This window comes from Acrocarpospora macrocephala, assembly GCF_009687865.1.
Classification (GTDB): Bacteria; Actinomycetota; Actinomycetes; order Streptosporangiales; family Streptosporangiaceae; genus Acrocarpospora; species Acrocarpospora macrocephala.
Window position 1 is genome coordinate 170,348 of record NZ_BLAE01000007.1, and the last position, 22,865, is coordinate 193,212.

General features: G+C 69.7%; 24 protein-coding genes and 2 pseudogenes. 8 read left to right on the forward strand and 18 right to left on the reverse strand.

From position 1 onward, the window contains the following. Window positions 1-13: 13 nt before the first annotated feature. Window positions 14-1,198 carry a sensor histidine kinase gene (locus tag Amac_RS06540; RefSeq protein ID WP_155353406.1) on the reverse strand — a complete coding sequence of 395 codons (1,185 nt, stop codon included), beginning with the start codon at window positions 1,196-1,198 and terminating at the stop codon, window positions 14-16. Then, entirely contained in the window at window positions 1,195-1,857 is a 663-nt protein-coding gene (locus Amac_RS06545) for a response regulator transcription factor (RefSeq protein WP_155353407.1), read from the reverse strand. The genes Amac_RS06540 and Amac_RS06545 overlap by 4 nt, the downstream gene beginning before the upstream one ends. Before the next feature lie 140 nt (window positions 1,858-1,997). On the opposite strand from Amac_RS06545, the gene Amac_RS06550 reads away from it, so the two are divergent. Then, on the forward strand, window positions 1,998-3,536 hold the full coding sequence (locus Amac_RS06550; protein WP_155353408.1) for a DUF1349 domain-containing protein: 1,539 nt from the start codon (window positions 1,998-2,000) through the stop codon (window positions 3,534-3,536). 81 nt (window positions 3,537-3,617) lie between these two features. On the opposite strand, the gene Amac_RS06555 is transcribed toward Amac_RS06550, so the two are convergent. Next, window positions 3,618-4,157 (reverse strand): universal stress protein, encoded by a 540-nt coding sequence (locus Amac_RS06555; protein ID WP_155353409.1) that lies wholly within the window; start codon window positions 4,155-4,157, stop codon window positions 3,618-3,620. Window positions 4,158-4,386: 229 nt separating this feature from the next. Between Amac_RS06555 and Amac_RS06560 the strand changes: the two genes are divergently transcribed. Then, window positions 4,387-4,734: a spore germination protein GerW family protein gene (locus tag Amac_RS06560; RefSeq protein ID WP_155353410.1), complete on the forward strand. Its 348-nt coding sequence runs from the start codon at window positions 4,387-4,389 to the stop codon at window positions 4,732-4,734. Window positions 4,735-4,747: 13 nt separating this feature from the next. On the opposite strand, the gene Amac_RS06565 is transcribed toward Amac_RS06560, so the two are convergent. Together Amac_RS06565 and Amac_RS06570 are read right to left on the reverse strand one after the other, a co-directional pair. Then, the gene (locus Amac_RS06565) at window positions 4,748-5,464 is read right to left on the reverse strand and encodes a CBS domain-containing protein (protein ID WP_155353411.1); all 717 of its coding nucleotides are present in this window, start codon (window positions 5,462-5,464) and stop codon (window positions 4,748-4,750) included. A 122-nt stretch (window positions 5,465-5,586) separates the two neighbouring features. Beyond that, window positions 5,587-6,639, reverse strand: a complete 1,053-nt coding sequence (locus tag Amac_RS06570; RefSeq protein WP_170322355.1) for a site-2 protease family protein — start codon at window positions 6,637-6,639, stop codon at window positions 5,587-5,589. Window positions 6,640-7,015: 376 nt separating this feature from the next. Here Amac_RS06570 and Amac_RS06575 point away from each other — a divergent pair, with 376 nt between their 5' ends. Next, entirely contained in the window at window positions 7,016-7,645 is a 630-nt protein-coding gene (locus Amac_RS06575; RefSeq protein ID WP_155353413.1) for a hypothetical protein, read from the forward strand. Between the two features lie 33 nt (window positions 7,646-7,678). Here the strand turns inward: Amac_RS06575 and Amac_RS06580 are convergent, their stop codons facing one another. After that, the gene (locus Amac_RS06580; protein WP_155353414.1) at window positions 7,679-8,317 is read right to left on the reverse strand and encodes an SRPBCC family protein; all 639 of its coding nucleotides are present in this window, start codon (window positions 8,315-8,317) and stop codon (window positions 7,679-7,681) included. Between the two features lie 268 nt (window positions 8,318-8,585). Between Amac_RS06580 and Amac_RS06585 the strand changes: the two genes are divergently transcribed. Continuing rightward, entirely contained in the window at window positions 8,586-9,926 is a 1,341-nt protein-coding gene (locus Amac_RS06585) for a wax ester/triacylglycerol synthase domain-containing protein (RefSeq protein ID WP_155353415.1), read from the forward strand. 75 nt (window positions 9,927-10,001) lie between these two features. Here Amac_RS06585 and Amac_RS06590 read toward each other — a convergent pair whose 3' ends face one another. Both Amac_RS06590 and Amac_RS06595 read right to left on the reverse strand, forming a co-directional pair. Beyond that, a complete protein-coding gene (locus tag Amac_RS06590; protein ID WP_155353416.1) occupies window positions 10,002-10,844 on the reverse strand; it encodes an oxidoreductase in 843 nt (280 codons plus the stop codon). A 45-nt stretch (window positions 10,845-10,889) separates the two neighbouring features. Continuing rightward, window positions 10,890-11,231 (reverse strand): Cif family virulence factor, encoded by a 342-nt coding sequence (locus tag Amac_RS06595; protein ID WP_155353417.1) that lies wholly within the window; start codon window positions 11,229-11,231, stop codon window positions 10,890-10,892. A gap of 99 nt (window positions 11,232-11,330) precedes the next feature. On the opposite strand from Amac_RS06595, the gene Amac_RS06600 reads away from it, so the two are divergent. After that, window positions 11,331-11,843 (forward strand): winged helix-turn-helix transcriptional regulator, encoded by a 513-nt coding sequence (locus Amac_RS06600; RefSeq protein WP_174900145.1) that lies wholly within the window; start codon window positions 11,331-11,333, stop codon window positions 11,841-11,843. Here the strand turns inward: Amac_RS06600 and soxR are convergent. Beyond that, complete coding sequence (gene soxR, locus Amac_RS06605) at window positions 11,821-12,285, reverse strand: redox-sensitive transcriptional activator SoxR (RefSeq protein ID WP_155353418.1); 465 nt, start codon at window positions 12,283-12,285, stop codon at window positions 11,821-11,823. The genes Amac_RS06600 and soxR overlap by 23 nt on opposite strands. A gap of 55 nt (window positions 12,286-12,340) precedes the next feature. Here soxR and Amac_RS06610 point away from each other — a divergent pair, with 55 nt between their 5' ends. Beyond that, window positions 12,341-13,210, forward strand: coding sequence for an SDR family oxidoreductase (locus tag Amac_RS06610; RefSeq protein WP_155353419.1), 870 nt, complete (start codon window positions 12,341-12,343; stop codon window positions 13,208-13,210). Between the two features lie 12 nt (window positions 13,211-13,222). After that, window positions 13,223-13,506, forward strand: a pseudogene (locus tag Amac_RS55895) (helix-turn-helix domain-containing protein); the annotation flags it as partial. Between the two features lie 14 nt (window positions 13,507-13,520). Here Amac_RS55895 and Amac_RS57850 read toward each other — a convergent pair. Next, a pseudogene (locus Amac_RS57850) lies at window positions 13,521-13,790 on the reverse strand (hypothetical protein); the annotation flags it as partial. Window positions 13,791-13,869: 79 nt separating this feature from the next. Here Amac_RS57850 and Amac_RS06620 point away from each other — a divergent pair. Further along, window positions 13,870-14,574: a type II CAAX endopeptidase family protein gene (locus tag Amac_RS06620; protein ID WP_218040903.1), complete on the forward strand. Its 705-nt coding sequence runs from the start codon at window positions 13,870-13,872 to the stop codon at window positions 14,572-14,574. A 1-nt stretch (window position 14,575) separates the two neighbouring features. On the opposite strand, the gene Amac_RS06625 is transcribed toward Amac_RS06620, so the two are convergent. The 8 genes from Amac_RS06625 to Amac_RS06660 form a co-directional block, all read right to left on the reverse strand. Further along, window positions 14,576-15,349, reverse strand: coding sequence for a helix-turn-helix domain-containing protein (locus tag Amac_RS06625; protein ID WP_155353420.1), 774 nt, complete (start codon window positions 15,347-15,349; stop codon window positions 14,576-14,578). A gap of 147 nt (window positions 15,350-15,496) precedes the next feature. Beyond that, window positions 15,497-16,114: a hypothetical protein gene (locus Amac_RS06630; RefSeq protein WP_155353421.1), complete on the reverse strand. Its 618-nt coding sequence runs from the start codon at window positions 16,112-16,114 to the stop codon at window positions 15,497-15,499. A 158-nt stretch (window positions 16,115-16,272) separates the two neighbouring features. Continuing rightward, window positions 16,273-17,913 (reverse strand): fucose isomerase, encoded by a 1,641-nt coding sequence (locus tag Amac_RS06635; RefSeq protein WP_155353422.1) that lies wholly within the window; start codon window positions 17,911-17,913, stop codon window positions 16,273-16,275. 17 nt (window positions 17,914-17,930) lie between these two features. Next, entirely contained in the window at window positions 17,931-19,397 is a 1,467-nt protein-coding gene (locus Amac_RS06640) for an FGGY-family carbohydrate kinase (RefSeq protein WP_155353423.1), read from the reverse strand. Next, window positions 19,394-20,386: a LacI family DNA-binding transcriptional regulator gene (locus Amac_RS06645; RefSeq protein ID WP_155353424.1), complete on the reverse strand. Its 993-nt coding sequence runs from the start codon at window positions 20,384-20,386 to the stop codon at window positions 19,394-19,396. Before Amac_RS06645 ends, Amac_RS06640 begins: the two co-directional genes overlap by 4 nt. Before the next feature lie 16 nt (window positions 20,387-20,402). Further along, window positions 20,403-21,047, reverse strand: a complete 645-nt coding sequence (locus Amac_RS06650; protein ID WP_155353425.1) for a hypothetical protein — start codon at window positions 21,045-21,047, stop codon at window positions 20,403-20,405. Then, window positions 21,047-21,892 (reverse strand): carbohydrate ABC transporter permease, encoded by an 846-nt coding sequence (locus tag Amac_RS06655; protein WP_170322356.1) that lies wholly within the window; start codon window positions 21,890-21,892, stop codon window positions 21,047-21,049. Before Amac_RS06655 ends, Amac_RS06650 begins: the two co-directional genes overlap by 1 nt. Beyond that, window positions 21,889-22,839: a carbohydrate ABC transporter permease gene (locus Amac_RS06660; RefSeq protein ID WP_155353427.1), complete on the reverse strand. Its 951-nt coding sequence runs from the start codon at window positions 22,837-22,839 to the stop codon at window positions 21,889-21,891. The genes Amac_RS06655 and Amac_RS06660 overlap by 4 nt, the downstream gene beginning before the upstream one ends. Window positions 22,840-22,865: the final 26 nt, after the last annotated feature.

Sequence of the window (22,865 nt, forward strand, 5' to 3'; positions counted from 1 at the left end):
GCGCCTTCACTCATCACACTCCACCGAAACGGCCGCGACACCGGTCGAAAGTCCCGTCTGTCCAGGACCTCTGTACGCCGGCACCTGGCATTAGGGAAGGTTTTCCGTGCGCGAACTGCACGGTGATGGACAAGCCGCCTTCTGGGCGTGCGCTGGTGGTGAGGGTGGCGTGGTGAGCTTGCGTGACGGCATTGACGATGGCGAGGCCGAGGCCGTAGCCGTCGCGGCGGCCGTGACGATCAGGCGCCAGTTTCTGGAAGGCTTGAAAGAGACGCTGGATCTGGTCATCGGGGATGGCTGGCCCGCTGTTGGTGACCGTAAGGGCCACCTGCGTGCCGGAGGTCTGTGTGGTGACCTTTACGTGCCCGCCTGCGTGGTTGTGGCGGATGGCGTTGTCGATGAGGTTGGCGACGAGGCTTTCGATCAGTCTCGGGTCTCCGGCCGTCACTGCGGGCGTCAGGTGTTCAGCGAGGTCGATGCCTGTCTGCGTTGCTTGGTCGCGGCGGGATGCGAGCACTCCTTCGACGACGTGGGCGAGGTCGAGGGTGTCCCAGCGGGTGACGCCGCGCTCGCTGGTGGCCAGGGCGAGCAGCGCTTGGACGAGCCGCTCCTGGTGTTCGCCAAGAGCGAGGGCGTCCTGGCAGGCCGAGCGCAGGGTGTCGGTGTCGGCATCGGGGTCGGCGAGAGCGACTTCAAGAAGGGTGCGCAGGCCGGCGAGAGGGGTGCGCAGCTCGTGGGAGGCGTTGGCGACGAAGTGGCGTTGAGCGTCGAAGGACGCCTGCAGGCGGGCGAACAGGTCGTCGAGCGTGTGGCCGAGCTCGGTCAGCTCGTCCGTGGGCTCGCCGAGATCAAGGCGCCGGTGGAGGTCGCCGGCGGAGATGATGTGGGCGGTGGCGGTGATGGCGCGCAGCGGGCGCAGGAACCGGCCGGCGACGGACCAGCCCAGAGCCAGGGCGACGGGAATCAGAAGGACCAGGGCGACGGCGGATCCGGCGAGGAGTTGGGGCAGGCTGATCCCGGGCCCGGTTTCGGTGATCGCGCTCGATGAGGGGTGGCCTGTGGGGGTGGCCGCCTGGATGCTGGCGAGCGGGACGGCGACGAATACGACCACGAAGCCCCCGGCGGCGTAGATGCCCGCCGCGTAGGCGAGCGCGAGCCGCGTCTGCAAAGACCTTCTGGCGAGCTTTCGGGAGGTCATGACGGTCCGATGCGGTAGCCGCCTTCGCGGATGGTCTCGATCACGGGCGGGTCGCCGAGCTTGGCCCGCAACCGGTGCATGGTGTGCTTGACGGCGCTGCTGAAGGGGTCGGCGGCCTCGTCCCAGACCCGTTCGAGCAGTTCTTCGGCGGAGATGACCAGGCCGGGTACGGCGAGCAGGCATTCGAGCAGGGCGAACTCCCTGGGGCTCAGCTCAAGGCGCCGGTCGGCCCGGAACGCGATACGGCGGGCCGGGTCGAGGGTGATGTCCCCGCATATCAGGGTGGGCGGTAGCGGCGGGGTGGCGCGGCGGGCCAGGGCACGGACGCGGGCGACCAGTTCGGCGAACGCGAACGGCTTGGGCAGGTAGTCGTCGGCGCCGAGGCTGAGCCCGTCGACGCGGTCCTCGATCGTGCCGGAGGCGGTGAGCATCAGTACGCGGGTCTCACAGCGGCCGTGGGCCAGTCGCCGGCAGATCTCGTCCCCGTGGACGCCGGGCAGGTCGCGGTCGAGGATCACCACGTCGTAGCGGGTGGCGGCCAGGCGGTCGAGGGCGGCGGTTCCGTCCAGGACGACGTCGACGGCCATGCCCTCGCGGCGCAGCCCGGTTCCGATGGAGCGGGCGAGGACCTCGAAGTCCTCGACGACGAGGACCCTCACCGCCACTGACCGCCGGTCGTCGTGCGGGCGGGGCCGCCGGGTCGAGGTGCCATGCCTGCAACGATGCCAGATCCCCGGTTCCAGCCGGGTCGCAGCGGCTGCGACCCGGCTGGAACCGGGTGCCGCGTACAACCGTCGGCATGAGTTCATTCACGCCGCACCGATCCAGCCGGCGGGCCGGGCAGGACCGCTTCCCTCAGTTGCTGCGCGCGGAGTGGACCAAGTTCCGCTCCGCGCGGGGCTGGGTGCTGTCCATGGCGGCCTCCGTGCTGGTCACCGTGTCGCTCGGACTGCTGATCGCCGGGGGCGCCCGCAGCACTTGCGTGACCTGGAAAGGCGAGGGCCCCTGCCCCGCGCCCTTGGTGGGTCCCGATGGCACGGCGGTGAAGGACAAGTACTACTTCGTGCACCAGCCGCTCAAGGGGAACGGCAGCATCACCGCCCGCGTGTCGGACATGACCGGGCAGATGCGACTGCCGGACGCCGTACCCGGGGTGCGCAACGTCAAGAAAGGCGTGGTGCCCTGGGCGAAGGCCGGGCTCCTGGTCAGGCAGAGCCTCACGCAGGGCACACCGTACGCCGCCGTCATGATCACCGGCAGCCACGGCGTGAGGATGCAGCACAACTTCACCCACGACGTGGCCGGCGGTCCTGTGCAGGGGCCCCTGTGGCTGCGGCTGACCAGGTCGGGCGACATTCTCACCGGCTACGAGTCAGGCGACGGCAAGACGTGGACCGAGGTCAGCACGGTCAGGCTGACCGGGCTGCCGGAGACGGTCGAGATCGGGCTGTTCGCCACCTCGCCAGGCGTCTTGTGGGAGATGGCGAAAGCCTTCGCCCAGGCCACCGCCACCTTCGACCAGATCACGCTGCAGGGCGCGAACGGTTCGTGGCGGCGTGACGACGTCGGCGTCTCCTTGGGGCCCGACGGCAAGACCCTGCATCACCCGGGCGGGGTCGTCGAGTCCGGCGACAAGCTCCTCGTGACCGGGGGTGGGGACATCGGGCCCGCCACGGTGGAGGGCGGTCTGCGCGCTGACCTCATGCTAATCGGCGGGGCTGTGGGGCTGATCCTGGTGCTCGTGGTGGCGGTCACGTTCTTCACGGCGGAACACCGGCGGGGGCTGATCGGGACCGGCCTGCCGGCCGAGCCGCATCCAGCGCGGCTGCTGGCGGCCAAGGCCGTGGTGGTCGGCGCGGTCGCGTTCGTGGCGGGGCTGGTGACCTCGGGGGTCGTGGTCCCTGTCGGCCTGGCGATGTTGCGTGCCAATCAGAACCCGATTCAGCCGATCACTTTGGGTACCGAGCTGCGGGTGATCGTCGGCTACGCGGCGCTGACCGCGGCCGCCGCCGTCCTGGCTCTGGGCCTCGCCGCGCTGGTCAAGCGGGGCATCGTCGCCATCGGGCTGGCCATCGCGCTGGTCGTCGTGCCCTACCTGCTGGCGACCGCGGGCCTGGCGCCATGGCTGCTGATGATCACCCCTGCCGCCGGGTTCGCGATCACGCAGAGCGTCCCCACGTTCGCGCATGTGGACGTGGACCTGTCACTGCTCGGGGGCTACTACCCGCTCCCGCCATGGGCAGGTTTGACCGTGACCTGCGGGTATGCCGCCCTCGCCCTCGGGGCGGCGATAGCCGTACACCGCAGGAAAGTTTCACGTCAGGTTCCACTCGCCTAAAGGTGCAGAAACCTGGCCGGCCACGATCGTCGGTAGCAACCCAAGGCTCTCACCGCAAGCCCCCGGGCGCTTGCGCCGTGGTCATCGCGTCCCTCTGACGACCGCGATGGGGCAGGTGGCACGGTGCAGGACCGGGCGGGTCACCGACCCGATGCGGCCCAGCGGACCAGGCGATCTCGCGGCGCCGACGACGAGCAGCGTCGCCGTGGCCGACAGCCGGGTCAGGACATCGGGAACCGGCCCTTCCTCCAGCAGGTGCGTGATCTCGACCTCGGGATACTTGGTCCGCCACTTTTCGGTGACCGGTCCGAGGACCTCCTCGCCTAACGGGCCAGGCTGGATCAGCGACGAGGCGCCGACCGGATACTGCCAGGCCTGCGCCACCACCAGGCGCAGGCTGCGCATCGAGGCCTCCCGGCAGGCGAACTCCAGCACGTGATCGTCGGCATGCTCGGCCGCGCGCCGCAGCGAGTCGCGGCCGAGGTCGTCGCCCGGCTCGTACGGCCAGTGCCAGGCGTGCGCGACCAGGAGGGGCGCCTGCCGGTATTCGGCCTCATCCATCGCCCAGTCCAGGGCCTGCATGGAATAGTCGGTTCCGTCGTAGCCGACCACGATGGTCATCGCGCTCGCCTCCATCGAATGGACGTCCGTCGACTCAACGCTCCCTCAAGGACGACGTGCTGATCAGAGCCCGAAGCCCGCGAGGCACGGGACTTTCGGCTCTGATCCAGACGTCGTGGGACGCCTAGCGTTCCTGGCGTGGACAAGCATCCGAACCCGGTTCTGGTGGACTCACTGGGGCCGCTGATCGCCGCGCAGGCGACCGGTGCTCCAGAGTAGAAGGACAGACATGGACATCATGGAAATGATCGACAAAGCACGGGATTCCGCCACAGTCCGGCGTGTCTTCGGGGAGCCGATCACCGCTGACGGCGTGACCGTCATTCCCGCGGCCCGCATCGGCGGAGGTGGCGGTGGCGGCAGCGGCCGCCAAGACGGCGAGCGGCCCGGCGAGGGCTCGGGCGGCGGCTTCGGCGTGGGAGCGACACCGGCCGGCGTGTTCGTCATCAGGGACGGCGACGTCCGCTGGCACCCGGCGATCGACTACAACAAGATCATCCTGGGTGGTCAGGTGGTCGCCATCGTCGCCCTTCTCGTTGTGCGCGCCATCGCGCGCCGCCGCGCACGGCGGTCATAACCCTCGCCCTCGATCAACGGTGTGGCCACACCGGGCGATCCGACAGTGGATCATGCGTGGGGACGGAATCGTCTCGCGCGTAGGTGAGCCGGTTGTCGACGTCCACGACGCCGTCGACCGCCGCGATGAGGCGTCCGGTGAAGGAGATCATGCTCTTGAGTTCGATCTGCCCGGTCAAGATCACCCTGCCTTCATTGACCTCGACCGATACGCTGGCCGGGGTCTCCCACAGGACGCGGACTATCACGTCATCGACGATCTCCCTTCGGATGGTCTCATCCGGGCGCAGGAAGACCTTCAGCAGGTCGGATCGGCTGACGATGCCGATGAGGCGGCCCGAGTAGTCGATCACCGGCAGTCGTTTGACTGAGCGCTCGGCCATCAGCCGGGCGGCGGCCGGAATTGATATGTCCGGATCCACGGTGGTAACCGGGGTGGTCATGAGCTCGTCGGCTCTCTCCCCCTGGGACTTCGCCCGTACCAGCCGGTCGCGGCGGGTCTCGAAGAACGGGCGCCGGTCCTCGTGAACGCTCTTGAACTCCTCCTTGCGAAGCAGGTCTGACTCGGTGACTATGCCGAGGACCTGACCCTTGGTGTCGACCACGGGTGCGCCGCTCACCCCTCGGGCGGCCAGAGCCACCACGATGTCCTTGAACCCAGTGTCTTCGGTGATGCTCAGCACGTCTCTGGTCATGACGTCGGCGACGGTCGGCCGATGGTGCTTCCTCATCGCTCACTCTCCCTGTTCATCGTTTCCAGGACCAGTGAACGGCTTCCACCGATGGCCGGGGCAGAGGCGAAGGGCCTTCAGCCAGGGGCCGTAAGCGCGTGGATCTCAGGTCCATGTTCCCGTCAGGATGGTGACGTCGGCGGGCCTGGGACGCTGGGCGGTCGCAAGCGGGCGAGTTGGATCGTCCGGACGAGATCGGCGCTGGTCACGGTGCCCACGATCCGGCCGTCCTCGACGACCACCGCGAGCTGGTCGCCGGTCAGGGGCAGGTCGAGGAGGACGGTCGCCTCCTGCCCCGGCGACAGGATCCGGTCGGGCGGGAGTGGGCGCGCCAGGGAGTCCACCCGGGTGGTGCCACGCTGGCCGGGCGGGACGCCTTGGAATGTCTGCAACAGCACGTAGCCGGTGAGAGCGCCGGAGGTGTCGACGACGGGAAAGGCCGTCTGGTGGGTCTGGCTGGCCACGCTGGAGACGAAGCGATCGACGTCGAACCAGGCCGGGACCGCCACAGGGTCGGCTGTCATGACATCACGGACACGCATACCGGCCAGGCCGGTGCGCAGCTGCTGCTGAAGTAGCTGGGTGTGGGCCGCGGTCACCAGGAACATGCCGATGATGATCGTCCACAGCCCGCCCATAGCCGGCCAGAGGAGGAGCTGCGCGACGCCGAGGGCCACCAGCAGCCCGCCGAGAATCTTGCCGGCCCCGGCGGCCCGCTGATCAGCCTGAGCCCGGTCGCCCGTGCGGCGCCATATCAACGCGTGCAGGACACGCCCACCGTCCAGCGGCGCGCCGGGCAGCAGGTTGAAAACCCCGAGCACCAGGTTCATGAAGGCCAGCCAGATCATGGCCACCCGTACGACGGGCACCCCCTGCAGCGACGTGGCCAGCAGAAAGCCGACGGCAGAAACCGCGATGCTGGCCAGCGGCCCCGCCACCGCGATCGCCAGTTCCGCGCGGGGGGTGCGCGGCTCGCCTTTCAGCTCGGTCACTCCGCCCATCAGCCAGAGCGTGAGCGAGATGGCGCCCACCCCGGTGCGCTGCGCCACCAGCAGGTGCGCGATCTCGTGGGCCAACAGGCAGGCCAGGAACAGCAGCGCGGTCACGACGGCCACGCTCCAGTAGATCAACGGGCTGCCCTCGCCGCCGGCGGCCGGCAGGACAGAGGCACCCAAGATCGCAACCAACAGGACGAGCACCACCAAGACCGACCAGTGAGCCCCGACGGGAACCTTGGCAATGGTGCCTAGCCGCACATTCGGTCTCATAACTCCACGCTGTGCTCACCAGCGGACTGAGGACAGAGCATCTCGGCCCTACCAGCAGGGACGTTGGTCGTATAGTCGCCAGGTTGTGTCCTGGCCGCCGCCGGAGTCAGACCCGCGCCGCCACCCGGTGGCGCCGCAGCGCCGGATGATTTAAACCGATCCGCGCTGTATTAATGGGAAAGATGGGGGTTGGTAGCGCGGTTTCGGGAAATGGACTCTTGGCCCGCGGCAAAGGACTTCAGCCCCTGACGTGGTGCGCGCGTGGCCGGGCAGGGTGGAGTCCATGAAAGTCCTCGTCACGGAATCCGTTCCGGCGGCCGGAACGGTCCCGGGGGCGATGCTGGCGCTCGACGGCCACAACGTCGTGTTCTGCCACCCGGCCGGCGCCGATGTAGGACCCGCGCCCTGCATCGGGCTGGCGGTCGGCGGCCGTTGCCCGCTGAGACCTGGTGAGGTGGATCTGGTGGTGGACATCAGACCGGCTCCCGGGCCGTTCACCATGCGGGAGGCGGGAGCGATGTGCGCGGTGCGCACCGGCACGCCACTCCTGATCGCCGGTCGCCCGCCCACGGGATCCACGCTCGCCGAGGAAGCCGTGGAGGTGTGCGAGCAGGATGAGCTCCTCGCGGCGTGCGCGAAGGCGGTGGCGCCCACCGGCCCAGTCGTCCGCCGAGCGGTCATCGAGGCGGTGGCGCCCATCGCCCGACGACTCGGAGAGACAGCTGATGTCCGGCTGCTCGACGTCGAGGGCACCGTGCACATCTATGTCTCGCTGCTCAACGATCCCGACGACGTGGTGATCGAGGACATCCGCCGGGCGGCCTGGCTCGCCTTCACCAGGGCGACCCGTGGCCGGGTGCAGGCCGTGAGCCACATAGCGGTACGGACGAAGTCCACAAGCCGGCCCCGATGACGACGTGGCGCAGGAGCCAGGGGGCGACTGGCATCAGATCTGAACGCCCGTACCTTCCGGTGTGGTTCGGTCCGCCCGGTCGCGGATGCCGAGCAACATCTTGCGCTCCATGATGAGGCTGCCCGGTTCGACGATCAGCAGGTTGAGCAGCTTGGCGGACGGTCTCGCAGCCGGAGTGGAGATGCGGTTGCGGCTGATCAGGCGCGTCGTCTTGCCCTGGGCGAGGAGGATGAAGGCCCACACCCAGGTGCCGTCGCCGGACCTGAAGACCAGCGCCCGGCCGGGTTCCACGATCTCGGCGCACATGACCGGTCCCTTGTCCCCCAGCGGGAGCTTGTCGCCGACCTTGAGATCCTGGTACTCGGGAAGGATCTTGTCGGCGCTGTGCATGTTCAGGCCGAGCAGGTTCTCGATCCAGTCATAGGTGTACGCTCCCGCGCGCCCGCTGCCCATTTGGACCAGCCATGGCCAGACGGCGTCCGTGGTCGCCCCGATGGTGACGGCGCGGGTGGAGATCAGGCAGGGCGGCGGCAGAAGTTCGTCTCCTGGCAGTTCGCGCCCTGCTTCCTCCGGGGTCGCACCCCAGGTGAGGCTCCATTTGCGCAGGAACAGCGCGTACGCGGCGGTGACCGCGCCGGCTGCCACGCCCGCCTTGACGAGAGATCTGATCATTGTGTCCTCCACTGGGACGGTGTATCGATGGCGACCACGCGGTGGCGGCTCGCCGTTCCCAGCCAAACAGCCGGCAGCGGGCGGATGCGAGGGACGTACGTCCCATTTGCCCGCGTCCTTCGGCCTCCACCTGGCGCGGGATCACCGGCCTGAACGCCTGTCTCGGCGAGCCGACCAATGGCACCGCTGATGATGACCTCCGCCCCATGACGAACGGCGTGCGGCCGGACCAGGCTGGAAACGCGTACGGGTGTGAGGAGCACGGGCTGTGACACACGCGAAAATCGACCGCGCCAGCGGCACCGACCTGGTCAACCTCGCGGTCGATGTCGGGCCGGTTCCCATGCAGTTCGGAGCCTGCCTGGTCCTCGACCCAGGGCCGGGCTACGACGTGGCGTTCGCGCGGTGGCTGATCGCCCAGCGCGTCCAGGCGATCCCGCGGCTGCGCCACCGGCTGGTCCCCACGCCCGTGGGCTGCGGCCGCCCCATCTGGGTCGAGGACCCGTCCTTCGACATCGACCATCACCTGCGAGTTACCCGCTGCCCACCGCCCGGCGACCAGAACGCGCTGCTCGACCTCGCCACGCAGATGCTCAGCGAGCCGCTGCCGGCGTCCCGGCCACTGTGGTCGATGCGGCTGGTGACCGGCCTGCCGGATCACCAGATCGGGCTGATCGCCTGCTTCCACCACGTGCTCACCGACGGCATGGGAGGCCTGGCCATCCTGGCCGGACTGGCCGACGGCGTAACCCCGCCCACGCCGCCGGACTCCTTCCCGCAGCGTCTGCCGTCCTATCGCAGGCTCGCCTCCGACGCGTGGGCCGCTCGGCTGCGTGCGCTCGCCCGCGCACCGCGTACCTGGCGGTATGTCAGGCGCGCCGTCACGGACCTGCGGGCCGTCCCACGGGCGGCCCGCAGTTCCCTGAACCGGCCCACCGGCCGCCACCAGCGGGTAGCAGTGGTCACCGCACCCCTCCAAGAAGTCCGGCGAACCGCGCACGCCCATGGCGGCACCGTCAACGACGCCGTCCTGACCGCCGTCACCGGCGCCATCCGGGCACTGCTGCACAGCCGCGAGGAGACCCTACCGGCGCTGGTGGTGTCCATCCCGGTGTCGGCACGGCCGTCGGCCACCATCGCCCAACTCGGCAACCAGGTCGGCGTCCTGCCGATCAGCCTGCCCACCGCGGGCACCCTGGCCCACCGCCTGAAGCGCACGGCGGCGATCACCCGAGCCGGCAAGGCGGGAACAGAACCGGCAGCCTCCGCCGAGCTGGTCGCCGGGGTGAACCGGATCTCCGCCCGCCTGCACGCGCTGCGCTGGATGCTCAACCACCAGCGTCTGATCCACACCGTCGTCAGCAACCTGCCCGGCCCCGCACAGCCCCTGACCCTCGCCGGCGCCACGGTCCGCACGATCATCCCGATCTCCCTGGTACGGGGAAACGTGACCGTCGCCTTCACCGTCCTGTCCTACGCCGACGCTCTGACAGTCACGATCGCCGCCGACGCCACCCACGTCCCCGACCTGCCCATCCTCACCGCAGCCCTGGAGGCGGAATTCGCGGCAATGAGGGAACAGCCTCCCACCGGCAACCCGATCGGGTGAGCAGTGACCCAGGGGCGTTCCGGCATAAGCCGCTCGAACAGGTACTTCCCTTCGATCACGTACGTTCTCTGAGCTTCAGTGGCCGGGCGGGAAGTCCGAGCCGCGTGAGACGGCCTCGTGGGCGCGGATTTCGGTGAGCGTCGTTTCGAGCTTGTCGATGACCCTGTCGTACCCGCCGCTGCCGAGTACGAGCCGGTGCGGCGGGTCGTCCCGGTTGATCGCCGCGATGACGGCCCGCGCGCCGAGGCGGGGGTCGCCGGGCTGTTTGCCGTCCTGGTCCACCATGGCGGCACGGACGGTTCGGAGCATCTCCTGGTAGTCCTCGATGGTCTCCTTCACCGGCTCGTCGGCGAAGCCCGCGTAGGCCTGGGTGCGGAATGCTCCCGGTTCCACGGCCAGCACCTTGATGCCCAGCTGCGCCACCTCCTGCCGCAGCACGTCCGTCATTCCTTCGATCGCGTGTTTGGCCGCGGTGTAGTGGCCGAAACCGAGGACCCCGGCCAGGCCCGCGACCGAGGACATGTTGACGATCCAACCGCTGCGCCGGGCGCGCATGCCAGGGAGTACGGCGCGGGTGACCGCCAGGACCGCGAAGAAGTTGAGCTCGAACAGGTTGCGCACCGCGGCGTCGTCCATGCCCTCCACCGAGCCGTACCAGCCGCGGCCGGCGTTGTTGACCAGCACGTCGATACCGCCGAAGCGTGCCTCCGCGGCCGAGACGGCCCGGTGGATCTGCTGGGTGTCGGTGACGTCGAGCGGGAGCACGAGCACCCGGTCACCGTGGGGCTCGGCCCAGGCCCGCAGTTCCGCGGGCCTGCGGGCGGTCACTACGACGCGGTCGCCCTGCTCGAGCGCGGCGTCGGCGAAGGCCATCCCGAACCCGCCGGGGGTGCCTCCGGTGATAAACCAGGTCTTCATGTACGTCCTTGCGTGGGCGAAGAGGGATTCCCGGACCGCCGGCCTTCAGGGCTCGATGACGAGGTGCTCGATGAGGGCGCCGCGCAGGGTGAAGCGGTAGTGAAGATCCACGGTGCCGCCCGGGAAGTCGCCCTCCAGATGCTGGGTGACGGTGTAGTGGCGGTCGCCGGTCCGCTCGGCGGCGATCAGTGTGGTGGTGTAGGTGTATTCGCTGGCCGCATGGTTCATCCATGTCTCGATGGCGCCGATGCCGGTGTGGGCACGGCCGTCGTCCACCACGGTGGCGTCAGGGGTGAAGTGCGCGAGTTCGGCGGCGGTGTCGCGGACGCGGTGCGCGGTCAGGAAGCCGGAGATGGTGCCGGGAAGCGCGTCGAGGGCGATGGGCATGACGTCTCCTTCGGAGATCAGGAAGGGTATTCCATCAACGTAGTTACTGCTAAAATAGAAGCAAGTAGCTTCGATAATAGCAGTAACTGAGGGGGCGGCATGACAGGGCGTACCAGACCAGAGGACCGCGAATGCCCGCTGTCGACCACGATCGAACATGTCGGCGAGTGGTGGACCCTGCTGCTCCTGCACGATGCCTTCGACGGCTACACCCGCTTCGACCAGTTCCAGGAGAATTTGGGCATCTCCTCTAGCATGCTCACCGCCCGCCTGAAGACCCTCGTGGCCGACGGGTTGCTGGAACGCCGCCCGTACCAGACCAACCCGGTGCGCCACGAGTACGTCCTGACCGAGCTGGGCCGATCCCTGCGGCCGGTCATCGTCGCCATGGCGGCGTGGGGCAACGCCCGCCTCGCCCCGGGACAGCGCAGCATGATCCTGATCGACGCCGCCACCGGCGAAGAGGTCGAGCCGGTGGTCGTCGACGCCAAGACCGGCCGCCGCCTGGAGGACAGCCGGACGTACGTCTTCACCGCCGGCCCGGCCGCCGGCCCGGGCATGCGCGCCCGCTACACCCCCCAGGAGAGCCCTAAGCGGGGGCTCCTGAGCTGAGGCGGTGCGGCCCGCTGCCCTTCTCGCCGAGCCGGTCCCCCGGGTTGACCAGCAGGCACTGCTCGAACGACAGGCAGCCGCAGCCGATGCACTCGGTGAACAGGTCGCGCATGCGTTCCAGCCGTTCGATCCGGGCGTTGAGCTCCTCGCGCCAGCAGTCGGACGCCCGTACCCAGAACTCCCGGGTCGGGGTGGCGCCTTCGGGCAGGAAGTTCAGGACCTCGCCGATCACCGCGAGCGGGATGCCCACGTTCTGCGAGGCGCGGATGAAGGCCACCACGCGCAGCGTCGTCCGGTGGTAGCGGCGCTGGTTTCCGGACGTACGGCGGCTGCGGATGAGCCCCTGGCGCTCGTAGAAGCGCAGCGCCGACGCGGGCACGCCGCTGCGCTCGGCGAGCTCGCCGATGGTCAGTTCCTTGGTGTTCCAGGGCACGGTGCTCACATATCAGAGCCTATGGGTTGACTTAAACATATGTTTAAGTCCGAACATGGCCAGCATGACTGATCTGAACAAGAAGGTGCTGGTCACGGGAGCAACCGGCAACGTGGGCAGGCGCCTGGTCGCCATGCTGGCCGAGGCGGGTGTCACGCCGCGCGCACTCGCCCGGGACCCCCGCTCGGCCGGCCTGCCGGATGAGGTCGAGGTGGTACGCGGTGACCTGACCGATCCGGACTCCCTCGACGCGGCGCTCAAGGGTGTGGACTCGGTGTTCCTGCTGTGGCCCTTCCTCACGGCGGAGGGAGCGCGGCCCGTCGTGGACGCGATCGCCAGGCACGCGCGCCACGTGGTCTACCTGTCCGCCTTCTCCGTACGCGACGACCGCACGGAGAACGGGGTCTGGGGCGAGGTGGAGCAGCTGATCAAACACGCCGGAACGCAGTGGACGTTCCTCCGGGCCGGCGGGTTCGCCACCAACACCCTGGGCTGGGCCGGCGATATCCGCGGCACGGGCGTGGTGCGGGCGCCGTACGCGGGCGCGGCCCGCTCGCTGATCCACGAGGCCGACATCGCGGCCGTGGCGGCGCTGGCGCTGACCGAGGACGGGCACGCCGGTCGGCGGTACGTGCTCACCGGCCCGGAGGTGCTCACCCAGGCAGAGCAGGTGCGCATCATCGGCGAGGTGATCGGGCGGAGCCTGCGCTTCGACGAGCAGCCGCCCGAGGAAGCCCGCGAGCAGATGATCGCCGCCTGGGGAAACCCGACCTTCGTGGACCAGGCACTCGGATATTGGGCCAGCATCGTCGACGAGCCGGAGCCGGTCTCCTCCACCGTGGCGGAGCTGACCGGCCGCCCGGCCCGTACGTTCCGGGAGTGGGCCCGCGACCACGCGCCCGATTTCCACGGACCGCAGGCCGTCACCCGATAGCTAACATGGCGTATGACCAGCGAATCCCCCGTAGCGGCACGGCGTCGTCGCGAGCAGCTCCGCGACTTTCTGCGTACGCGCCGGGCGCGGCTCACGCCCGGCGACGTCGGCATGGCGGTGGCGGGCAGGCGCCGTACGCCGGGGCTACGGCGGGAGGAGGTCGCCGTGCTGGCCGGGGTCGGCGTGTCCTGGTACACCTGGCTGGAGCAGGGCCGCGACATCAACGTCTCGGCCGAGGTGCTCGACGCGATCTGCGGGCGCTGCGCCTGACCGAGCCCGAGCGTGCGCACCTGTACCACCAGGTCTGGGTGAAGTCCTCGACCTCGCGCCAGTCGCCCGCGGCGCGGGCCTTCTCCACGGCCACCGGCAGCCCTGCGCCGAATCCCTCGCGGTCGCGCGGATGCGACAGCGCCTGGCGGATGGCCGGCAGCGTCTTGTCCGGCTGTGGCTCTGGTGGGGTGTCACGGACGCTGCTGACGTCGAGCGCTTGATCGCTCACGCGCCGGGACGTCCCACCAGCGGGCACGAGACTGGGGCCGGAGTCGAGCCGCCAGCAGGCACCAAGCACAACAACGCCCATGCGGTCGATGTAAGCCCACTTCCCTGGTGGGGGCCGTCAGTTTGACCATGCCCTTAGGGCACGGATGAGACTCGTTGCCATGAGCACTGTGGATGAAGTCCCCATGAACCAGAGCCGCCGCACGCCCGTCCGGCCCGGCTGGCCCGAGCTCGGCGTCGCCGTGCTCGCGGCCGCGATCCTGTACGGGGTCGGGTCGACGATCGCCTACCTGCTGCCGGCCGGCTCCCCGGTTTCGCCTGGCCAGGCGAACTTCCTCGTCTCGGGCCTCGCGCCGCTCGGAGCGTTCGCCGTCGCCGTGCTCATCCGCATCCGCGACGTCCGCCCGTTCGGGATGCGGCGCGTTCATCCCGGTTGGCTGCTCGCGGCCATCGCGATCGGCCTCGCGTGCTTCGCGCTCAGCTGGCCGGTCTCGGCGATCTTCGACCCGTTCTTCCCCGGGTCGGAGAGCCTCCAGGAGAGCTATCGCGACGCTGCGCGCTCGGGCGTGCTCTCCCTCGTGGTGACGATCGTGCTCGGCGGCCTGCTGACGCCCCTCGGCGAGGAGGTCCTGTTCCGCGGTGTGTTCGCGAGCTTTCTGCTCCGCTGGGGCACCTGGATCGGCGTGATCGTGAGTGCGGCTGTCTTCGCCGTCGCGCACGGCGTCAACAGCGTCATGCCGGTCGCGTTCGTCGTCGGGCTCAGCACCGGGCTGGTGCTCCGATTCTCCGGCTCGATCTGGCCTGCCGTGGTCGTCCACGCCGTCTACAACAGTGTGGGCTTGCTGTACCACGGCATCGGATACTGAGCTATTCGGCGAGCTTCCCCCCGGTTGAGATGCCTCTGGCCGGCTCGTCGTAAGGCTCCGTCTCCTCGATCAGCGCATGGGCGCGAGCGAGTGCCTTCAGCTGGGCGGCGTTGAACAGCTCGGCGAAAGCGGGCACGATCGCCGCCTCGGCGAAGCCCGGGCCGCGCGTCGCCGCGGAGCCGGGGTCCGCCATCCAGAGGAACCGGGCCTGGCTCCGCCGGATCGACTCGGCTAGATGGCGCGCGATGGCCCCGATCGTCGCGTCGTCGGCGTCCTCTGGGAGGTGGTAGAACTCGTCATCGGCCGTGCCCTCGGTGACCTCTGTCATTAGCTGACGGAGGTCGTCGAGCGCGTCGTCCTTGAGTACCCCCGAGAACACGGTCAGCAAGGCCCGGTCCCGCTCCGACAGTCCTTCAGCGACCGGGCCGAACGGCACCGGGGTGTCCAGGGGAGCCCGGTACTTGAGGATGACCGCCAGCTCCGCGCGGATCCGTTGCAGGCGCTCGATCGTTCCTGCCAGCTCGGCATCGAGCACGCGGATGGCTTCGTCGGGCTCCTCGTCCGTACTCCCCATCGCTCGGATCTGGGCGAGCGACAGTCCGAGCTCGGTCAGCCGCTTGATCTGAAGCAACCGGACGAAGTGCGTCGTCTGATACTGCTTGTACCCGTTGGGCGCTCGGTCGGGCAGCTCGAGCAGCCCCATTCGGTGATAGTGCCGCACCGTCTTGATGGTGGTGCCGGCGAGGTCGGCGAGCTGTCGCGTGCTCCAGGCCATGCCCAGGTCCTCCTCTGATGTCGCGCCGGATCGTCCTGAATCGAGGCCCCAGGGGCGCGCTCAACCGCCGGGTCGTCGATCCTCGTTGCTAGACCAGACGACTATCATGCTCGTCGAAGACAGGCGACAAACCGGCTGCGCGGACGGTCAGCCGCCGGGGCCGGTGTTCTGGATTGGGGCGCCGTCGCCGGTGGTGGGTAGGTCGCCGCGGGTTACCGGGGTGTGCGAGGGTGACGGCGCGGCGGGAGCGGTGGTGGCGACGTGGCGCGCTCCGGCGACCGCCGCCTTCAGCGTGGCGCGGTCCACGTCGCCGAGACTGCCCGCCAGTTTGATGAGGTGGCCGTCGCGGACGGCGATGTACTCATGATGGCCGCCGCCCTCCCGGTACCAGCCGACCTCGTCACGCTCGCACCGTACAAGCGCCGTCAGCGGTTCCATGTCCGTTACCGGTAGCCCGGGGCACAGGGCATCGGTCATGGTGCCACGATCGATTCTGAGCTGTACCCGCCGGCCGTCCTTCGCGCTGTAGAAGGCCCCGAATCCCTCGTCGTTGATGACGCCGACCGATTGCTCGGCTATCTCGTAGCCTTTCACCTCGACCATGTAGATCAGGTCCGGCGCCGCGCCTTGCCGGCGGGCCTGGTCGAGTACGGCGGGGCTGAGCGATCCCGACGAGCCGCGGCCCACCAGAAAGGTCCGGCCAAGAACAACCAGCGCGATGATCAGAATGGCAAGTCCGAGGAACACCAGCACGGCACGTGTCATGAGACCACTGTCCAACACGCTTGGAAAAGTCGCGACTTAACAGCCCAACGGCGTACCTGTACGCGGAGGGGCATTACGGGAGGGATCGGACCGGCCCGAGGTCCGACCCCTGCACGTGCGCCGACAAGGTGGCCCCAACGTGAGAGCCACCCTGGAGATCAGGTCAGGTGTGTGTCGCCGCACAGATGGACGGTGACGCCGAGTTCGGTGAAGAGTGCGGCCTTGGCGGTGAGTGCCTTGTCGGCTGTCGCCGCGTCAGGGGCGTACGCGACGTTGAGGTGGTTGGCCTTGTGGCGGGCCATGAACTGGTCGCGGCTGACGCCGTGGAAGACGGCGTGCATGATGGGCCAGGCGGGTGTGGTCGCCAGCGAGCGGCGTTCGGTCTCCTCGTCGGGCAGGGAGATCGCCGAGGCGCGGCCCAGGTCGACGTGGAGCGCGCCGCCCTGGACGAAGACCCGGCTCCAGACGATCTCGCCGGGCTTGCAGACGCCCTTGATGGTCGAGCCGCCGAGCGGGAAGTAGACGGGGTCCTGCCGCCAGCCGACGGCGCCCGCGTATCCGCCGGCGAAGTGCGAAGGGGGCACCGAGCCGGAGATCTCGAAGACCCAGACGAACTGGCCGTCGTATTCCTCGCCCCAGCGGACGTCGTGCAGGGTGGTCGCGGGGTCGAGGCCCATGGCCGTCCAGATGCGGTTGGTCACGAGCGCGTCGACCGCGACGCCCTCGTCGGCCTCGTTGAAGTGGGGCAGGGCTTGCCCGTCCCAGAGCACCCGCGCTCCGTCGCGCGAGGTCACCGGCGGGCGGTCGACGTTGTTGAGGATGCCCTCGGCGAGGTCGGAGGCGGGCGAGAGGTCCTTCAAGCCCTGCTGGTACTGGATTCCCACGGCGTCCAGGCCGAAGTCGTCGCTGATGCGCAGCGCGGCGATGTACATCTTGTACTGCCAGCGCAGCTGCGCGGGGGTGAGTTCGGTGGCTTCGTCGGTACCGAGGCGGAATGTCATGCCCTTGGCGACGAGCCAGGCGCCGACGGCGTCCGCCTCCTGGTCGGGCACGGTCTGCATCTCGGCCCAGAGCGCGCTCTGGGAGAGCCGCTCCTTGTAGATGCCGATCGGGTTGAGCAGCTCGTCGTCGATGATCGCGTTGTACATGCCCATGCAGCCCTCGTCGAAGACGCCGATGATGGCCTTGTCGGCGAGGAGTTGCCGGGCGAGCGCGCGGCCGAGCGCGCGTTCCGGGCTCTCGAGCAGGGCGGGCAGGTCCCGGACGTGCGAGAGGTCGTGGGCGATGGTCCCGTTCTGCACCCAGCTCTTGATGCCCGCCTTGAACCAGTCGTCGGTGAAGTCGACGCTCCAGATCGTCGAGTACTCGACGCCCATCTTCGCCATTCCGGCGTTGAGGCCGAGCAGGCCGACGAGGCCGGGCCAGTCGCCCGCGAAGTTCGCGACGGTGAGGATCGGGCCCTGGTGCGTGCGCAGCCCGGCGAGCACGTGGTGGCTGTACTGCCAGACGGCCTCGGCGACGATGAGCGGCGCGTCGACGGGGATGTTCTTGAACACCTCCAGCCCCATGCGCTGGCTGGAGATGAAGCCGTGGCCGGTGGCCGGGTCGACCGGGTTCGCCCGCAGCACCGCCCAGCCCAGTTCGGCGAAGGCGGCCGTGAGGTCGGCCTCCATCCGTACCTGGGTGGGCCAGCCCGCCAGGTTGGCGGTGGGCCGCAGGTCTCCGCTGGCGATGAGATAGGCCGTGTTCGGCGACGACGCCGGGCGGCTGGCCGGAGCGGGGAGGGTGTAGCTGTCCATGGTCTTTCCTCCGAGGGTTACGCGAGCATCCGTTCCCGGGCCGCGAGCGTGTGGGCGATGGTTCGGGTGGCCGGGTAGAGCTCGCGGTACATCGCGTAGAGCTCGTCGTAGCCGGATCGCAGCGCGGGATTCGGGATGATCGTCTCCGCGGGCGGGTTCCAGTCGGTGATGGCGGCCGAGACGAGCGTGCGCGCCGCGAGGTAGGCGGCGCCGTAGGCCGCCCCGATGGTCGTGGCCGGGATGACCTGGGGCAGGCCGGTGACGTCGCTGACGATGCGCGTCCACAGCCCGCCGCGCGTGCCGCCGCCGACCGCGACGACGCGTTCGACGTGCGCGCCCGCGGCGTGGAGCGCCTCGATGTTGTGGCGTACGCCGAGGGCGGTCGCCTCCAGCGCGGCCCGATAGAGATCGCCCCTGGTGTGGCTGAGGGTCAGACCGGCGATGACGCCGCGGGCGTCCGGGTCCTGCAGGGGGGTGCGCTCGCCCGCGAAGTACGGCAGGACGAGCAGGCCGTGCGCGCCAGGACCGGACTCTTCCGCCTCGGCGAGGAGGGTGGCGTAGTCGGGCGCGCCGACGAGGTCGCGCAGCCAGGTCGTGAGCGCGCCGGAGGTCGCCATGCCGCCCGCGAGGTTGTGCGAGCCGCGGAACGCGCCGACCGTGCCCCACATGGACGGCGTCCTGAGCGGTCGTTCGACGGTGGCGATCAGGAACATGGTCGTGCCGTACATGAGCATGAGGTCGCCCGGGTTCTGGGCGTCGACGCTCACGGCCTCGGTCCACGCGTCGATCGAGCCGGTGATGACGGGGGTGCCGGCGGGGATGCCCGCGACCGGTTCGCGGGTCGTGCCGGCGATCTCGTCGGACCAGGCGAGTGCCGGTAGCTCCAGCTGCGGCGCGATGCGCCCGGCCCACGGCCGGTGCCAGTCGACGGCGCGGATGTCGAACATCGGCGTGCACTGGCTCGCCGAGTGGTAGTCCAGCGTGTACGCCCCGGTGAGGCGATACGCGAGCCACGAGGCGGGCATGAACAGGCGGCGGGCGCGGCTCCAGATGTCCGGTTCGTTCTCGGCGAGCCACCGGAGTTTCGGCCCGACGGCCTGCGAGGACAGGACGGAGCCGCACCGGTCGAGGATCGCCTCCGGGCCGCCGAGTTCGGCGGTGAGGTCCTCGATCTGCGTGGCCGCGCGGGTGTCGACGCCGTAGAGGATCGCCGGTCGCAGCGGCAGGTCGTCCTCGTCCGTCAGCAGCACGCACGGTCCCATGCCGCTGACACCTACCGCCGCGATCTCCGCCCCGGCGGTCAGCTCGGCGGCGAGTTCGCGGAACTCGGTCCACCACAGCTCGCCGTCCATCTCGACGTGGCCGGGGCGCGGGCGGCTGACCTCGTGTTCGCGTACGGCGGAGGCCAGCAGCCGCCCGGTTTCGTCCACCAGCACGCCCTTGCTGCTCGACGTGCCGATGTCGACGCCCAGAAAGAATTTCACTGCTTCTCCCTTGATCTGCGATCGGCGCGCAGGACCACGGTCCGCGCGGGGCCGTCGTCACCGGCGATGCGGTCGAGCAGCAGGCCCGCCGCCGCCTCGCCGAGCTTCCTGGCGGGCAGGTCGACGACGCGGATGCCCCGCCGCCCGAAAAATGCGAACGGCAGGTCGCCGAAGACGGCGAGGCCGAACCCGGGCGGCGCGAGCCCCGCGTCGTGCAGGGCGTCGAGCGCGCCGGCCGCCATCAGGTTGTTGGCGACGACCGCGGCGTCCGGCGGCTCGCGGAGGGCGAGCAGCTCGGCCATGGCGGCGCGGCCGCCGTCGACGCGGTAGTCGGCGTAGCGCAGCAGCTCGTCGTCGCCCGCGCCGTGGCGGTCGCGGCTGGCCTGCTGCCAGCCCTCCATGCGGAGCTGGGCGGTCTCGACCGAGCTGGGCCCGGTGATGCAGGCCACCCGCGAGAATCCGGCGGCGAAGAGCGACTCCGCGGCCGACAGCCCGCCGGCCCGGTTGTCGACGGTGACGGCGTCGATGTCGGCCCGGTTCAGGCTCCGGTCGACGGCCACGACGGGACGCCGGTGCGCGATGAGCCTGCTGACGTCGCTGGTGGCGTCGGCCGGGGCCAGGATGACCCCGGCCATGTGCTCCGCGATCGCGATGTCCATGTACGTCGACTCGCGCGCCGGATCGTCGTCGGTGTTGCACAACACGACCGAGAAGCCCCCCGCCCGTGCCCTGTTCTCCACACCCCGGGCGAGCGCCGTGAAGAACGGGTTCTCGATGTCCGGAATGATCAGCGCGATGACCTCCGAGTACTGGCGCCGCAACCGCCGGGCGGTCCGGTTGGGCGTGAAGGCCAGCTCCGCAGCGGCGGCTCGCACGCGCCGTTCGGACTCCGGCGAGACCCGCGCCCCGTTCATCACCCGGCTCACGGTGGCCGCGGAGACTCCGGCGCGGGCGGCCACCTGGTAGATCGTCACCTTCGCGTCGGCCATCCGGTCCCGCCTGGGGTCATTGCCGCGAACCCTGAAGTTCGTCGATCTCGCCAAGAAGCGAGAGCGTCTGGGTGGCCGTGATCGCGAGCAGCAGCGGCAGGACCACGACGGCCAGGACGCCGGTGGAGGCCGCGACCGCGAAGCCGCCCAGCCAGCCCAGGCCCACGAGCGTGAACGCCCAGCTCGGCCGGAACGCGACGAGGATCGCCCCGCCCCGCAACGCGCCCAGGCCGTACCGCCCGCGAAGCGCGCCGTAGACGAGCGCGTACGGGAAAACGAGCAGCAGCCCGGCGGCGCCCAGAGTGGCGGCCAGCGTAGCGGCTCCGCCCGAGGCCAGCCCGAACCCCGCGAGCGACACACCGCACGCGAGCAGCAGCGCGAGCGCCGGATCGATCTGGCGCAGCATGGCCAGGCGCGGGCCATCGCCGCGCGCCAGAGCGGCGGCGAACCGGGCCAGACCGGTCAGCGCGAGCGCGGGCGGCACGGTCGCCGCGGCCGGCATCCAGTCCGGGGCCGCCACGAGGATCGCCACCAGCAGCGGAGTCGCCGCGGCGAGGCCGAACACGCCCGCGGCGAGGCAGCGAGGCAGCTCCTGCCAGCACGCCAGCATGCCGCGCCTGACCAGCCATGGCAGCGTCGCGGTGCCCAACCCGGCCCGCATCAGAGCTTCAGCCCGCTCGACGCGATGGACTGCACGATGTACCGCTGCGCCGCGATGAACACGACCAGGACCGGGACGATCGCCATCGCGATGCCCGCCGCGATGGTCCCCAGGGACCCGGTGGAGAACCGGCCGGCGAGCAGGACGAGGCCGACCGGGAGCGTCTGGCGCTCGGTGTCGCTGATCATCACCAGCGGCAGCAGCAGGTCGTTCCACCAGTAGGTGAAGCACAGGATGCCGAGCGTCGCGATCGACGGCCCGGACAGCGGCAGGATGACCCGGGCGAAGGTGCGGAACCGGCCCGCGCCGTCGATCTTCGCGGCCTCCTCCAGCTCGCGGGGCAGCGACAGGAAGTGCTGGCGCAGCAGGAAGATCCCGAACGCGCTGAAGATGCCCGGCAGGATGAGCGCCCACAGCGTGTTGGTCAGGCCGATCTTCGACATGACCAGGAAGAGCGGGACGATCGTGACCTGGATCGGGATCATGAGCGAGCCGATGACGACGGCGAACAGCACGCCCTTGCCGCGGAAGTGCAGCCGGGCGAAGGCGTACGCGGCCGTCGAGCAGGTGATCAGCTGCGCGGCGGTGACCGTGCCCGACACGATGATCGAGTTCAGGAAGAACCGGAAGTACGGCACCTGCTCGGCGACCAGCCCGAAGTTGCGCACCGTGAGGTTCTCGGCGTGGAAGGTCGGCGGCAGGCGGTACAGCTCCGCGTCGGAGCCGGAGAAGGCGCCACGGAAGATCCACAGGAACGGCGCGGTGATGGCGAGGGCCGCGACGGCCAGGACCAGGAAGGTCAGGACGCGGGCGGCCAGGTGCCCGGGGCGGAGGCGGGTGCTCATGAGTAGTGCGTCCATCTGCGCGAGAACCAGAACTGGATGGCGGTGAGCACGACGAGGACGAGCGCGAAGGTGATGCCGATCGCGGAGGCGTAGCCGAGGTCGAAGTCCCCGAACGCCCGGTCGTAGAGGTATTCCACGATCGTGCGGCTGGAGTCGCCCGGGCCGCCCTGGGTGAGCACGCGCGGCTCGGCGAAGATCTGGAAGGAGTTGATGGTGTTGATCACGACGAGGAAGAAGATGGTCGGCGAGAGCAGCGGGAAGGTGATCCGCCAGAACCTGGTCCAGGCGCCGGCGCCGTCCACGATGGCCGCCTCCCGCAGCTGGTTCGGGATCGACTGCAGGCCGGCGATGTAGACGAGGATGGAGAACCCGATCGTCTTCCAGGAGTTGACGATGATGACCGACACCGGGGCGAAGGCCGAGGAGCCGAGCCAGTCGATCCGGTCGATGTGGGCCAGGCCGAGCAGGTAGTTGACCAGGCCGAGGTCCTTGTTGAGCAGGAAACGCCAGATCAGGGCGACCGCGGAGGCCGACACGACGAAGGGGAACAGGAAGGACAGGCGGAAGAACCCGCGCAGCCAGCGGGGCATCCGCGTTTCGAGCAGCACCGCGAGCAGGAGCCCGGCGACGACGTTGACGGCGAGGATCGCGAGCGCCATGTAGGTCGTCGAGCCGTAGACCCCGAGCAGCCGCTCGTCGTGCAGGAGCCGGTCGAAGTTGTCGAGGCCGACGAACGAGCCGTCGCTGAGCAGGTTCCAGTTGTAGAAGCTCAGCCCGAGCACGCCCACGGTCGGGGCGAGGACGAAGACGAGGAACATCAGGATCGACGGCGTCAGGAACGCCAGCGCGGCTGGCCCGTCTCCCCTTCGGGTGCGCGGGGCCGGTGGCCCGGGGTCGGCGACCGCGTGGTCGCCGGCCCCGGGCCGGAGTGTGCTACTGGTTGTCATGATCTGCCTTGCGGGATCGTGTCGGA